At 73.5% G+C, this 13,777-nt stretch carries 10 protein-coding genes; 2 read left to right on the top strand and 8 right to left on the bottom strand.

Annotated features, from left to right (window positions below; all coding sequences use genetic code 11):
• Positions 1 to 30 precede the first annotated feature (30 nt).
• Genes AB0L06_RS32090 through AB0L06_RS32055 form a run of 8 tightly spaced genes read right to left on the bottom strand, consistent with a single transcriptional unit; the run spans position 31 to position 11,423 of the window.
• Positions 31 to 1,176 (bottom strand): M20 family metallopeptidase, encoded by a 1,146-nt coding sequence (locus AB0L06_RS32090; RefSeq protein WP_500234884.1) that lies wholly within the window; start codon positions 1,174 to 1,176, stop codon positions 31 to 33.
• 1 nt (position 1,177) lies between these two features.
• Positions 1,178 to 2,596: a serine hydrolase domain-containing protein gene (locus AB0L06_RS32085; RefSeq protein WP_500234883.1), complete on the bottom strand. Its 1,419-nt coding sequence runs from the start codon at positions 2,594 to 2,596 to the stop codon at positions 1,178 to 1,180.
• The gene (locus AB0L06_RS32080; RefSeq protein WP_500234882.1) at positions 2,589 to 4,496 is read right to left on the bottom strand and encodes a S9 family peptidase; all 1,908 of its coding nucleotides are present in this window, start codon (positions 4,494 to 4,496) and stop codon (positions 2,589 to 2,591) included. Before AB0L06_RS32080 ends, AB0L06_RS32085 begins: the two co-directional genes overlap by 8 nt.
• Positions 4,493 to 5,347 carry an ABC transporter ATP-binding protein gene (locus tag AB0L06_RS32075; protein WP_500234881.1) on the bottom strand — a complete coding sequence of 285 codons (855 nt, stop codon included), beginning with the start codon at positions 5,345 to 5,347 and terminating at the stop codon, positions 4,493 to 4,495. The genes AB0L06_RS32080 and AB0L06_RS32075 overlap by 4 nt, the downstream gene beginning before the upstream one ends.
• Positions 5,344 to 7,419 carry a dipeptide/oligopeptide/nickel ABC transporter permease/ATP-binding protein gene (locus tag AB0L06_RS32070; RefSeq protein ID WP_500234880.1) on the bottom strand — a complete coding sequence of 692 codons (2,076 nt, stop codon included), beginning with the start codon at positions 7,417 to 7,419 and terminating at the stop codon, positions 5,344 to 5,346. Before AB0L06_RS32070 ends, AB0L06_RS32075 begins: the two co-directional genes overlap by 4 nt.
• Before the next feature lie 2 nt (positions 7,420 to 7,421).
• Entirely contained in the window at positions 7,422 to 8,450 is a 1,029-nt protein-coding gene (locus AB0L06_RS32065) for an ABC transporter permease (RefSeq protein WP_500234879.1), read from the bottom strand.
• Positions 8,447 to 10,015 (bottom strand): ABC transporter substrate-binding protein, encoded by a 1,569-nt coding sequence (locus AB0L06_RS32060; protein ID WP_500234878.1) that lies wholly within the window; start codon positions 10,013 to 10,015, stop codon positions 8,447 to 8,449. Before AB0L06_RS32060 ends, AB0L06_RS32065 begins: the two co-directional genes overlap by 4 nt.
• Positions 10,016 to 10,061: 46 nt before the next feature.
• Positions 10,062 to 11,423, bottom strand: coding sequence for a serine hydrolase domain-containing protein (locus AB0L06_RS32055; protein WP_500234877.1), 1,362 nt, complete (start codon positions 11,421 to 11,423; stop codon positions 10,062 to 10,064).
• 179 nt (positions 11,424 to 11,602) lie between these two features.
• On the opposite strand from AB0L06_RS32055, the gene AB0L06_RS32050 reads away from it, so the two are divergent.
• The gene (locus AB0L06_RS32050) at positions 11,603 to 12,445 is read left to right on the top strand and encodes a M55 family metallopeptidase (protein ID WP_500234876.1); all 843 of its coding nucleotides are present in this window, start codon (positions 11,603 to 11,605) and stop codon (positions 12,443 to 12,445) included.
• Positions 12,446 to 12,769: 324 nt separating this feature from the next.
• On the top strand, positions 12,770 to 13,744 hold the full coding sequence (locus AB0L06_RS32045; protein ID WP_500234875.1) for a D-alanyl-D-alanine carboxypeptidase family protein: 975 nt from the start codon (positions 12,770 to 12,772) through the stop codon (positions 13,742 to 13,744).
• Positions 13,745 to 13,777: the final 33 nt, after the last annotated feature.

Here is a 13,777-nt window from a genome sequence, read left to right as displayed (position 1 = left end):
TCGGTCCTTCATCCAAGGTCGTCGGGCCGCTCACGCCGTCTCCCCCGCCTGGTCTCCGGGTGGACGGATGGTCAGTTCGCGGACGAGCGCCGCGAGGAGGGCCGTCCGGTTCGGCAGCTCGGCGACGATCACGTGTTCGTGGTCGGCGTGCGCGCCGCCGCCGACCGCGCCGAGGCCGTCCAGCGTGGGCGTGCCGACCCCGGCGGTGAGGTTCCCGTCGGAGCCGCCGCCGACCGCCACACCCCGCAGCGAGCCGAGGCCGAGCTCGCCGTACAGCCGCGAGGCCAGGGCGAACAGCGGCGCCGACGACTCCTCCTGGAGAGGCGCCCGGTCGGGGCAGCCGGTCACCTCGAGCCGCGCGCCGGGCAGCGCGGGACGCAGCGCGCGCACGGCGTCGTCCACCCGGGACTGTTCGGCGGTCGTCTCGGCGCGGACGTCCACGAGCAGTTCCGCCGCGTCCGGGACGGTGTTGCGGGTGGTCCCGGCGGAGACGACCGTCGGCGTCACCGAGGTGCCCGCGGACGGATCGGCGAGCGCGGCGACGGCGTGGATCTGGTGGGCGAGCTCGATCGCGGCGTTCACCCCCCGGTGCGGTTCGAGGCCGGCGTGCGCCGCCTTCCCGACGATCCGGAGGTCGTAGGTGGAGACGCCCTTGCGCGCGGTCTTCAGCGCGCCGTCCTCGCTCGCCTCCAGCACCAGGACGGCCTGGACGCGGCGCGCCTCGGACTCGACCAGCTCGCGGGAGGAGCGCGATCCGGTCTCCTCGTCGCCGGTGGCCAGGACGGTCACCCCGTCCAGGTCGTCCAGGAGCGCCAGGGCGTGGAAGATCTGGACGAGTCCGGCCTTCATGTCGAAGCAGCCGGGGCCGGTCAGCCTCCCCTCGGTCACGGCGAACGGATGGGTGGCCAGCGCGCCGATCGGCCAGACGGTGTCGAAATGGCCGAGGAGCAGCACGCGGTCCCCCGCGCCGAACCGCCAGCGCAGGTGCGGCCGTCCGTCCGATTCCAGCCATTCGGGGGACGCCCCGGTCAGGCGCGAGCCGAGCTCGGCCACCTTCTCGGCGCAGCGGCGCACGGCCGCCACGTCCGCGGTGGGCGACTCGGCCCGCACCAGTTCCTCGATGTCGGCGACCATCCCGGACGTCCGGGCGCGGGCCGCCGTGAGCAGTTCAGGCACGTCAGCCGACCTTGGGCGTCGCGCGGACACCGTGGTGGACGTACCGGGACCCGTCGTCGAGCGTGTAGAAGGTCACCGGGAACCAGCCGTCCGCGCCGGACCGCCGGATGACGAAGACCCCCGGCTCCAGCGGGCGCATCGGCTCCTCCTGCACGAGCTCCTCCTCGGGCATCAGCTCGGTCAGTACCCCGGTCACCGTGGTGCGCAGGACCAGACCGCCGTCGCGCTCGAACACCTCCATGCGGGTGGAGGCGCGCTCGTAGACACCGACGTAGCGGGACGGGTCGTCCGGGACGGGCTCGGCGGCCGGCTCGGGCAGCCGGGGCATCTCGACGTCGGCGAGTTCGGCGAAGATCTCGCCGTAGAGGTCCTGGTAGAGGCTCATGGTGTCGCCGCCGTTGGTGAGCAGGCAGACCGCGAGACCGGCGTCGGGCAGGATGCGCAGGAAGGCGCTCTGGCCGATGGTGCCGCCGTCGTGGCCGTACAGGCGGTGTCCCTGCCAGCCCATCAGGATCCAGCCCAGCCCCCACGCGTCACCGAGAACACGGGTGTCGGGCAGGGCGACCTGGGATGTGCGCATCGCCTGGGCGCTGTCCGCCGACAGCAGGCGCGTGCCGTCCGAGGCCAGGCCGTCGTCCAGGTGGAGGCGGGCGAAGGTCAGGACGTCCCGGGGCGTCGAACAGATCAGGCCCGCGGGTCCCGCCGACCGCATGAGCATCCAGTGCGGCGCGACGGCCGGCGGGTCACCCATGTGGCCCGCGGCGGCGCGGTGACGCAGGACGTCCTCGGGCAGCGTCGCGGTGTGGGTCAGGCCGAGCGGTCCGTAGAGGCGTTCGGCCATCAGCCGGTCCCACTGCACGCCGGTGACCTTTTCGAGGACGCGGCCCGCCAGCGTGAACCCGGCATTGCAGTAGGACATCGTCGCGCCGACCGGATGATTGGCGGCGGCCTCGGTGAGGCGTTCGACGTAGCGTTCCAGGCAGTCGTCGCCGCGCCCGGTGTCAATGAAGAAGTCACCGTCGATGCCGCTGGTGTGAGACAGCAGGTGGCGCAGGGTGACCTGCTCGGTCAGCTCCGGGGTTGCGAGCCGCAGCTCAGGCAGCACCGAAACGACCGGGGCGTCCAGGTCGAGGACGCCCTCGTCGACGAGCATCATCGCGACGGTCGTCGTCCAGACCTTGGAGATCGAACCGATCTGCCACAACGTGTCGGTCGTGGCCTCGATCCGGGCACCGAGGTTGGCCATACCGGTGGCCACCTCGACGATCTCACCGCCGGACAGGATGCCCAGGCTCGCGCCGGGCACACCATGCCGGGCGGCCAGGACGGCCAGCCGCTCGGCCCAGTGCGCGGCGTCGGCCGGGCGCGCGGCGCCGGACGTGGAGGTGGAGGGGGCGGGGGCGGACGTGGTGTCAGTCATGGTCGACTCCCAGGTGTTCGGTGACCCAGCCGACGAGGCGGCGGGAGTAGTCGGCCCGGTGCGAGGGCCGTCCGGTGAGCAGGAACATGTGGTCGCCGCCCGGGTACCGGACGAGGCGGACCGGGACGCCGCGCATGCGCAGCGCGTGGAACCACTGCTCCGCCTGGCCGACCGGGCAGCGGTCGTCGGCGTCGCCGTGCAGGATCAGGGTCGGCACGCGGACGCCGTCGGCGTGGGTCAGCGGCGACAGCGCGACGAGCCGGTCGTGCGGGCCGATCTCCAGGCCGGTGAGGCCGTGGCCCTCGTCGGAGGTCCCGGCCATCGAGACCAGGTCGGTGACGACGCCGCCGGGCACGGCGGCGCTGAACATCCCGCTGCGCGCCGACAGCCAGCAGGTGAGGTAGCCGCCGTAGCTGTAGCCGGTCAGCGCCACGCGGCCGGGGTCGACCAGCCCCTCGTCGATCAGAACCTGGACGGGTTCCAGGACGTCCCGCTCGTCGGCCTCGCCCCACGCGCCGAGCGCGGCGGTGTAGAACGCCTCGCCGTAGCCGTCGCTGCCGCGGATGTTGAGCGCCAGGACCGTCCAGCCGCGCGCGACGAGTTCGTGGTGGTAGAGGTGGACGGGGTCGGCGAGCGGAGCCCAGGCGTTGTGCGGGCCGCCGTGGACGTCCACCAGTAGGGGGCCGCCGGCGGGCGCGTCCGGATCGCGGATCAGGAAGCCGTGCACGCGGGTGCCGTCGGAGATCGTGAACTCGCGCTCGGCGATCTCCGGCAGCGCCACGCCCGGCAGGGACTCGGCGGTGTGGCGGGTCAGCGGCGTGGTCCGGCCGGTGCCGAGGTCGAGCAGCTCGATCTCGGCGAAGCGGGCCGCGTCGCCGACCAGCAGCGCGGCCCGGCCCGCCTTGGCGGCGACCGAGCAGCCCGACACGCCCGTCCCGGCGGGCAGCGCGACCTCGGTGATCCCCTCGCCGTCCAGGCGGTACAGGCGGGTGACGCCGCGGTCGCGGGCGCAGAAGACCAGCGAGTCGGCGTCTCCGCCGGTGAACTGCGCCGGCGCCCCCGGGTAGCCCGGAAAGCCCGGCATGACGTTCCGGTCGAGCGCGGCGGACAGGACGGTGACCGGGGAGCCGTCGAGCGGCAGGCGCATCAGATGCAGATGCCCGGTGTCGGCGGTTTCGCGCCCGATGACCAGCAGGGACTCACCGTCCGAGAACCACCCGACCGTCGCGGTCAGGCCGTCGGCGTTCCCGACGACGCGGAGGTCGGCGCCGTCCGCCTCGACCACGCACGCGGCCAGGGTCCCGGTCAGGTCCGACCGGTCACCGGTCGAGGCGGGGAACGCGATCCGGGTCCCGTCGGGCGACCAGGCGGGCGGCCCGGCGTGCTGGACGGCGTCGGCGATCCGCGTGGTCCGGCCGGTCGCGACCTCGACCACGAACAGCGCCGTCGGAACGTTCCCGACCACGCCGCGCCCGTCGGCCTTGTAGTCGAGCCGGTCGATCTGGACGGGCGCCACCGGGTCCGCACGTTCGGCGGGGGCGGCGAACGCGATGCGGGTGCCGTCCGGGCTCCAGACCGGGGCGCCCGCGCCCGGCTCACGGTCGGTCAGGGGTACGGCCTCGCCCCCGTCGGCGGGCAGCAGGTGGATCTGCCCCGCGCGCAGGAAGGCCACTGTCGAGCCGTCCGGGGACCAGCGCGGCGCGAGGTCGGCGGGACCGCGTGTCAGCGGTCGCGGCGCTCCGCCGTCGGCGTGCACCTCCCACAGCGCGCTCTCCGGCTGGTCGTTCTCGGCGTTCTGTGTGGTCAGGGTGTAGACGACCCGGTCTCCGCCGGGCGCCAGGGCGGGATCGCCGGGCAGCGCGAAGCGGTAGAGATCGTCGATGGCCAGGGGCCGGGTCACGAAGCCTCCTCAACAGCGGTCGTGTCGGTGGTGGGTTCCTGGGGACGCGTTCCGGGGACGGACGCGTCGAGGGTGGGGACGCAGGACAGCAGGGTCCGCGTCAGGGTGTGGTCGGGGCGTTCCAGCACCTGGTCCGCCGGGCCGCTCTCGACCAGGCGGCCTCCGTCCATGACGGCGACCCGGTCGGCCAGGTAGCGGACGACGGCCAGGTTGTGGGAGATGAACAGCATCGCGAAGCCCAGCTCGCGCTGGAGCCCGCGCAGCAGGTTGAGCACCGCGCCCTGGACCGACACGTCGAGCGCCGAGGTGATCTCGTCGGCGACGAGCACGCTCGGGCGCGCGGCCAGCGCGCGGGCCAGCGCCACCCGCTGCCGCTGACCGCCCGACAGCGCCCGGGGCAGCTGGTCCGCACGGGCGGGGTCGATGCCGACCAGGTCCAGGTAGCGCGCGACCTCGGCCGCGCGGTCCGTCCGTCCGGCACGGCCCCTCCGGGCGGTGGGGCCGTCGCGGCCGGTCCTGAGGACGCCCGCGGTGCGGGACGGTCGCGGCAGTGCCTCCGCGACGGACGCGCCGATCGGCATGCGCGGGTCGAGCGAGGCGTACGGGTCCTGGAAGACCAGCTGGACGGGACCGCGCCGGGGCCGCGCACCGACGTCCCGGCCATCGACCAGGATCTGCCCGGCTACCACCGGGGCCAGCCCGACGGCCGCCCGGCCCAGCGTGGACTTGCCCGAGCCCGACTCTCCGACCAGACCGGTGACGGAGCCGTCCGGCACCGTGAGGTCCACGCCGTCCACGGCGGTGAACCGGCCGTAGCGGACGCCGACCCCGCGAAACTCCAGCGTGCTCATCGCACTCCCCCGTCTCGTACCGACCGCGCATCGTCCTGCAGCGTTTCCGCCTCGTGCCGGGACGGGTCCGCGTCACCCGGCGGCGGTTCTTCCGTATGCCGGGCCTCCTGGACGGGCCCCGAGGAGGCGGTCACCGGGTACCAGCAGGCGACGCGGCGGCCCTCGCCCTGGTCGGTGAGCACGGGCTCGGCGGTGCGACATCGGTCGCGCGCCCGGTCGCAACGCGGTGCGAACGCGCAACCGCGCGGCCGGTCCCCCGGCTCTGGGGGACGGCCCGGAATCGTCGCGAGCGCGGTGTTCCGGTCGGTGCCCATGGTGGGAACCGCCCCGACCAGGGCCCTGGTGTACGGGTGGGCGGCGCGCACGGCGAGGTCCGCGACCGGAAGCTCCTCCACGACCCGGCCCGCGTACATCACCAGGACCCGCTGGCACACCTGCGCGACGACGGCGATGTCGTGCGAGATCAGCAGCAGCGCCGCACCCGAGTCGCGCCGCACCTCGCCCAGCAGGTCCAGCACCTGGCGCTGGACGGTGACGTCGAGCGCCGTGGTCGGCTCGTCGGCGACGATGAGGCTCGGTTCGCCCATCAGGCCCATGCCGATCATCGCGCGCTGGCGCATGCCGCCGGAGTACTCGTGGGGACGCTGCCGCGCCCGCCGCTCGGGCGAGGTGATCCGCACCCAGGCCAGCCGTTCGACCGCGCGGGCCGACGCCTGAGCGCGGGACGCGCCCAGATGGACCTCGGCGACCTCCGCCAGCTGGCGTCCGACGCGCAGCGCGGGGTTGAGGGAGGCCATCGGGTCCTGGAACACCATGGCCAGCGACGTGCCGAGCCCGCTCCCCGAGCGGGGATCGACCCCGCGGAACCGCAGCTCGCCGGCGGCGACCCGGGCGGGGTGCGGGGCCAGGCCCGCCACGGCGAGGGCGGTCAGGCTCTTGCCCGAACCCGACTCCCCGACCAGTCCCACGGCCTCTCCCGGCGCGACCGACAGCGACACGCCGCGGACCGACGTCCGGCCTCCGGGGAAGGTCACCCGCAGGTCGCGCACGCTCAGCAGCGCGTCCTCGGTCGCGGTGTCGCCGCCTCCTCCCGCGTCCAAGGCCGAAGCCGAAGCCGAGGACGGCGTCGCGGAGGACGTCCCCGCCTGCTCGTCCGCGGGGTCGGAGGCGGCGGCCCGGTGCGGCGCGCGCCGTCCGCCGGCCTGCGCGATCACCTCGCCGACCAGGGTGAACACCATGCCGGTGAGGACGACGGCGAGCCCCGGCGCGAGCGCGGCGAGCGGGTTGACGTAGATCCGGCCGAGCTGCTCGTTGAGCAGGCGGCCCCAGTCGTAGGCGGGCGCCTGCACGCCCAGGCCGAGGAAGGACAGCCCGGAGAACGCGATGAGGATCTGCGCCGCCGACTGGGCGGTGAACAGCGTCACCGGCTCGGCGATGTTCGGCAGCACGTGCCGGGTGACCAGCCGGAACCGGCCCGTCCCCAGGATGCGCGCGGCGGCCACGTAGTCGGCGGTGGCCACCGACGCGGACAGGTTCTGCACCAGGCGCGCGGCGGGCGGCACGAGGGCCAGGCCCACCGACAGCACCGCCCCCGTGCTCCCCGCCCCGAAGACCGTCGCGAGGACCAGGACGAACAGCAGTCCGGGGAAGGCCACGAGCACGCCCACGGTCGCGGTCACCAGACGGCCCGCCCGGCGGCCGAGCACCACCGGGGCCAGGCCGAGCAGCAGGCCCCCGGCCAGGCCGATCGCGGTGGCGGCCAGGGTGAGCTCCAGCGTGAGCCGGGTCGCGACCAGCACCCGCGCCGCCACGTCCCGGCCGAGGCCGTCGGTGCCGAACAGGTGCGCGGACCCGCCGCCCTGGTCGATCGCCCCGGTGTCGACCCGGGTCGCCGCCGATCCGGCGAGCGTCGGACCGAGGACGGCCATGAGGGTCAGCACGGCGACGGCGGTCACGGCGGCCAGGCCCAGCGGCGTGCGCAGGGCGTCCAGCAGCCGGTGGCCGAACGACTCCGAGGACGGCCCGGCGGACGTCCGCCGGGCGGAGCGGGTGGAGGATGGTTTCGACGGCATCGTCAGCTCCCGCGGATCGTGGAACGGGGATCGGCCAGGGCGACGGCGACGTCCACCGCGAACGTGATCAGCAGGGCCGCCGTCCCGTAGACCAGCACCACGCCCTGCACCAGCGGATAGTCCTTCTGCGTGATCGCCTGCACGATGGTGGTGCCGAGGCCGGGCCAGGCGAACACGTTCTCCACCAGCACCGTCCCGGTGATCAGGGAGGTGAACAGCAGGCCGCCGAGGGTGAGCGAGGCGGTCAGCAGGTTCGGCAGCGCGTGCCGCAGGTAGCGCAGCCGGGCGGGCAGCCGCTTGGCCCGCGCGGTGCGCATGTAGTCCTCGCCGAGCACCCGCAGCGTCTCCACCCGGACGATCCGGGCGAGCGCGGCGGCGGAGACGGCCGCCAGCGCCAGGACCGGCAGGACGTACGACGACGCGCCGCCCCGCGAGGCCACCGGCAGCAGCGGGATCGCCACCGCGAACACCGCGACCAGGCCGACCGCGAGCAGGAACTCCGGCACCGCGCCCAGGATCCCGGTGACGGCGGCGAAGCCGAGCTCGGTTCCGCGGCGCCGGCCCTCGCGGGTCAGCACGGCGGCGGCCATGCCCAGCGGAATCGCGACGGCCAGGATGAGCACGAACGCCAGGACGGCGAGCTCCAGGGTCGCGGGCAGACGGCTGGAGATGACCTGCGCCACCGGCATGTCCGTGCTGATCGAGTCGCCCAGGCGCAGGTGCGCCAGCCCGGACAGGAAGTGCCGGTACTGGTCGAACAGCGGACGGTCCAGGCCGAGCGCGTGCCTGCGGGCGGCGACCAGTTGCGGGTCGGCGGTCGGGCCGAGCGCCGCGCGGACGGGGTCGCCCGGCACCAGGTGGATCATCGCGAAGGAGGCGGTGACCAGCACCAGCAGCGACACCACCAGGCGCCCGGCGCGGCGAACCGCGAACCCGGCCCACGGATGTGCCTCGACCAGGGAGCCCACGGCGCCCAGGAAGGGCGCGCCACTCCGGACGGTGGCGGCGCTCGGGGGGTTCGCGGCGCTCATCGTCCGGTCCTTCGCAGCGTCTGCGGGAGCGGGCCCCCGCCGTCCAGCTGGAAGGTCACGCCCTTGCCGTAGTAGGTCTCCTCCAAGGTCGCGAAGGGCACCACGTCCAGGCGCTTGATCAGGGCGCTCTCGGCCGCCATCCACAGGGGGCAGCCTTCGGTGCCGAGCTTGGCCATGGCCTGGCCGGAGAGCCGGCGGTAGTCGGGGTTGTCGATGCCGCCGTAGTTGGACCCCTTCGGCAGCCGGGGCCCGTCGTAGAACCGGACGAGCTGGTCGGGCAGGTTGACGACGAGCGGCTGCCAGGCGACGTCCCATTCGCTGGCCGCCATGATCGTGCCGACCGTCGTGGGGGTCATGGTCTTGGTGGACACCTTCACCCCGAACGCCGTCCACTGCTGCACGGCCAGCTCGACGGCGGCCGTCACGCGCGGGCCGATGACGGTCGGATAGGCCACGGTCAGCTGGAGGGGCTTCCCGTCCTTGGTCCACTGGCCGCCGCTCTTGGCCCATCCCGCGGCGGTCAGGTCCGCCGCCGCGCGGGCCGTGTCGCGGCCGGGCACGTTGCCCGCCACCGAGTTCTGGGGACAGGGCGTGGGCGCGACCTCGCCGAGGTTGGTCGGCGGGACGTTCTTTCCGCCGCTCGCCACCGCCCCGATCTGCCCGAGGTCCACGGCGGTGACCAGCGCCCGCCGGACCACCGGGTCGCCGGTCGTGTGGCCGGCCGCCTCGTTGAACAGCAGCTGCCCGATCGTCGCCCGGATCCCCTGGTGGGCGATCCGGGCGGCCTCCAGCCGCTGCCGGTCCGAGCCGTTCAGCTGGACGATGTTGACCTGCCCGGACATCAGCAGGTTGGCGGCGGTGGACTCGTTCGCGACCACCTTGAAGATCACCTTGTCGGGGGAGGCCGACGTGTCCGCGCCGCCGGGCATCCACGTGACGCCCGGCCGCTTCACGTAGGTGTAGTGGTCGCCCGGCACGGCCTCGGTCATCCGGTAGAGCCCGGACGCGGCGGTGGTGCGCGCGAGCGTCTTGGTGTCGGCGAGGCTCTTGCGGCACACCAGCGGCAGCAGGTTCGACATCGGCAGGATGAACGGCGCGGGCCGCGCCGTCCTGACCGTGACCGTCCGGGACGCGGGGTCGGCGGTGGCCTTGGCGGTGAACGGCACCGACAGGCCCAGCATCGGCGACTCGTTGCGCGGATCGGCGACGTGGTTGTACTCGGCCGCCACGTCCTCGGCCGTGAGCGGCGACCCGTCCTGGCAGGTCACGCCACGCTTGATGGTGAACGTCGCGGACGTGGTGGTGGACGACCAGCGTTCGGCGACGCCGCCGGTCAGCTTCCCGTCCGCGCCCAGCTGGACCAGCCGGGCGTAGGCGAAGCCGTTCATGAGGATGGCCTTGGACGCCAGCGTGGTGAGCGGGTCGAGGGATCCGGGGTCGCTGGGGACCGCGATGGTGACGGCGCCGCGGCCGCCGCCCGCGGTGCCGCCCCCGCCGCCGCAACCGGCGGCGGCGAGTCCGAGGGCGGCGACCACTGCGGCCGCCCTGGCCGTGGTTGTTCTCATACTGGTACTCCTCGAAGATCGGACGCCAGGCCGTCGCACGGGCGCGTCAGGCGCGGGGGATCGCGCGGCCGAGATGCAGGAAGTCGGCGCGCAGCCCGTCGCCCGGGAAGACGTGGACGGCGTGCCGTCCCGCCTGCGGCTCGCGGGCGATCAGGGTCCGGGCGTCCAGGGGCACCATCACCTCGGTGCTCCCCGTCGCGTCGCCGGTCAGCTCGGCCAGGGCGCCCAGCGGCCGGACGGTCACCGTCAGGCCGCCTTCGTCCTCGGCGACGTCGGCGCACATGGTCCCCGACGCGTACCTGCCGGTGAAGTAGCGCGGATCGACGGTGGGCGGGACGGCGGGCGGCGACGGCAGGGGCGGGACCTTCACCCCGGCCAGCTCGTCCAGCAGCTCGGCGACCAGCGGGTACAGGCCGTAGAACTCGCCGCCGCCGGTCATCAGGGCGACCGCCACGTCCGCGCCGGGAACCACCCGCAGCAGCGAGACCTGCCCGAGGGTGCCGCCGTCATGCCCGACCACCAGGCCGCCCTCGTAGTCGAACAGCTCCCAGCCGAGCCCCCAGCGCTCGCCCAGCGGCGGGATGGGGGGCAGGGTGGCCTGCGGCTCGCGCATCGCCAGGGCGCTCGCCTCCGACAGCACGCGGGTCCCGTCCGGGGCGAGGCCGCCGCCGAGGTGCATCCCGGCGAAGCGCAGCTGGTCGCGGGCGGTGAGCGTCAGCGTGGACCCCGCCGGCGCGTTCGAGCGCGGCATCGCCCAGACCGGGGCCTTCACGAGCGCGCCGTCCGGACCGGTCACGTGCCCCATGGAGACCCGGTGCCGGATCGCCTCGGCGGGCGAGGTCGCCACGTGCGTCATGCCGAGCGGCACGGCGATCCGCTCGCGCAGCGCCGCCTCCCAGGTCTGCCCGGTCAGCACCTCGACGATCCGCCCGAGCACCACGTATCCGCTGTTGCAGTACGACCACCGCTCCCCCGGCGGGAACAGCTGCCCGGCCCGCTCGGCGAGGTGCGCGACGAACCGTTCGACGGCGTCGTCGCCCGGCCCGTGGTCGTCGAAGATGTCGCCTTCGAAGCCGCCGACGTGGGACAGCAGGTGCCGGACGGTGACCGACGCGCTCACGGCCTCGTCCACGACCCGGAACCCGGGCAGGTACAGGGCGACCGGCGCGTCCAGGTCCACGAGGCCCTCGTCGACGAGCTGCATGATCAGCGTCGCCGTCCAGACCTTGGTGATCGAGCCGGTCTGGAAGACCGAGTCGACGGTCGCCGGGTAGCCGGTCTCGACGTCCAGCACGCCGAAGGCGGCCTCCACGACCTCGGCCCCGCGCCGGACCGCCAGGACCGCGCCGGGAATGTCATGCCGCCCGGCCGCCTCGGCCAGCCGCGCCTGGAGTTCCTGTGGAGTCACCGTCGTCACCTCCGTCCGGGCGACGTGTTCGCCGCCGGGTGGCTGAACGGTAGGCATCACGCCACCGGGCACGATTCGTGCGGCCGCACAAAAAACACGGCCGATCCATGTGGTGTGCTCCGAAGCCTCCCTGCCGTCCGTCCACGGATACTCACGGGCAAAACCGCGAAGGGAGCCCTATGGACGTCTACATCTCGGTCGACATGGAGGGCATCGCCGGCATCGCCACGATGGACCAGATCGTGCGCGGCGGGCACAACTACCCCCGTTCCCAGGAGCTGATGACCGCCGAGGCCAACGCCGCGATCGCCGGCGCGTTCGACGCCGGGGCCGACAGTGTCGTGGTCAACGACAGCCACGGCACGATGGACAACTTCCTCCAGGACGCGCTGGACGAGCGGGCCCGCCTGGTCACCGGCGCCCCCAAGGCCCAGTGCATGGCCCACGGCCTGGACGGACGCCATGGCGTGGCGCTGTTCGTCGGCTACCACGCGCCGGGCGGCTGTCCCGGCGTGCTCGCCCACAGCTTCTCGTCCTGGTTCACCTGGATGCGCCTCAACGACCGGCTGGTGTCCGAGGCCGAGGTCAACGCCCTGCTGGCGGCCGAGCACGGCGTCCCGGTCGGACTGGTGACCGGCGACGACCAGATCTGCGCGCTCGCCGAACGCGTCTTCCCCGGCGTCGTCACCGCCCCGGTGAAGACCGCCGAGGGCCACAGCGCCACCGACAGCCTGCATCCACGACGGGCTCAGGCCCTCATCCGCGAGGGCGCGGCGGCGGCCGTCAAGAACGCCCCGACGCTCCGTCCCGTCCCGATCCCCGACCGGCTGGACCTGACCGTCGGCTTCCAGCTCCCCGCCGCGGCCGAGGCCGCCGCCGACGTCCCCGGCGCCGAACGCGTCGACGAGCACACCGTCACCTGCCCGGTCGCCGACCTGCGCCAGCTCATGGGCCTGATCTGCGTCTGGTACGGCGTCGCCGCCCTCGCCGCCCGAACCCGTATCCCTCTTCTCGGCCGCTGACGCCCCCTGAGGCGCCCGCAGTCATCACCCCGTGAGCACAGGACGTCATCCATCCCTGAGCACATCCCGTTGTCACCCGCTGAGTGCGGGACGTTGTCCGAATCTGAGCAACCGTCATGTGGCCGCGAGACGAACCCGGGTTGTCACCGAGTGATGATCCGGTTTTGTCACTCAGGACGAAAACGGCACACGGACTGTCCGAAACCCGCCCAACCCACACCCTTCAATCAAGATCAATTGCGAGGGACGGTCCCCCCTGGCACTCTCCTATCGGACCCATGGGACATCAGTGACCTATGGGGCGATCTGTTGAACGGGGATGCCATGAAGGCTTCTGCACGACTAGCCGCGCGCTGCGCGGTCGCGGCCATCACCGCCGTGCCGCTGCTCGCCGTCGCCGGGACCGCCGCCAACGCGGCGCCGGCCGCCGCGCCGGGCGCGGACGTCTGGGCCGCCGCCGGCCCGGCCGGGGTGGGAGCGAAGTCCGCCTACCTGTACGACGTGTCCGCGAAGAAGGCCCGCTGGGCCCGCGCGGACAAGACCAAGCGCCCGATCGGCTCCATGACCAAGGTCATGACGGCCTACACGGTGCTGAACGGCAAGGTGAGCCTGGACAAGGTCATCACCATCCAGCGCAAGCACGTCGAGTACGTCACCAAGCAGCACAAGGACGCCAGCCGGGCCGGCATCGTCGCGGGCGACAAGCTGACCGTCCGGCAGCTGCTGAACCTCATGATGGTGCCGTCCGGCTGCGACGCCGCGTACGTCCTCGCCGACACCGTCGGTCCGGGCTGGAAGAACTTCGTCGCCAAGATGAACGCCAACGCGCGCAAGCTCGGCATGAAGAGCACCCACTACGCCAACTTCGACGGCCTCAACTGGCCGTCGGAGAAGTCGACCTACTCGACGGCGTACGACCAGACGCGGCTCGGCTACTTCACGATGAAGAACTCCACGTTCCGCTCGATCGTGAAGCAGCCGCGCTACTACCTCGGCGCCACCGGTTCGCACCACGCGTACAGCGAGTGGAACACCAACCGGATGCTCGGCTCCGGCAAGAACGCCTACAAGGGCGCGATCGGCATCAAGACCGGCCACACCAACGCGGCCGGCTACTCCCTGATGTTCGAGGCCGTCCGCGGCAAGAAGACGCTGATCGGCGTGGTCATGGACTCCTCCAAGACCGTCGAGACCGCGCGCTTCACCGACGCCGCGAAGATGCTCAACTGGGGCTTCGGCGTCCGCACCGCCGACGTCTGGGTCGTCCCGCCGGTCCCGGCCGGCGCGAACGTCGACTGACGTAGCCCCCTGGCTCCCCGGCCCCCTGCGACG

The organism is Spirillospora sp. NPDC052269 (assembly GCF_040679435.1).
Taxonomy (GTDB): Bacteria; Actinomycetota; Actinomycetes; order Streptosporangiales; family Streptosporangiaceae; genus Spirillospora.
This window is presented reverse-complemented; position numbering and strand designations above follow the sequence as displayed.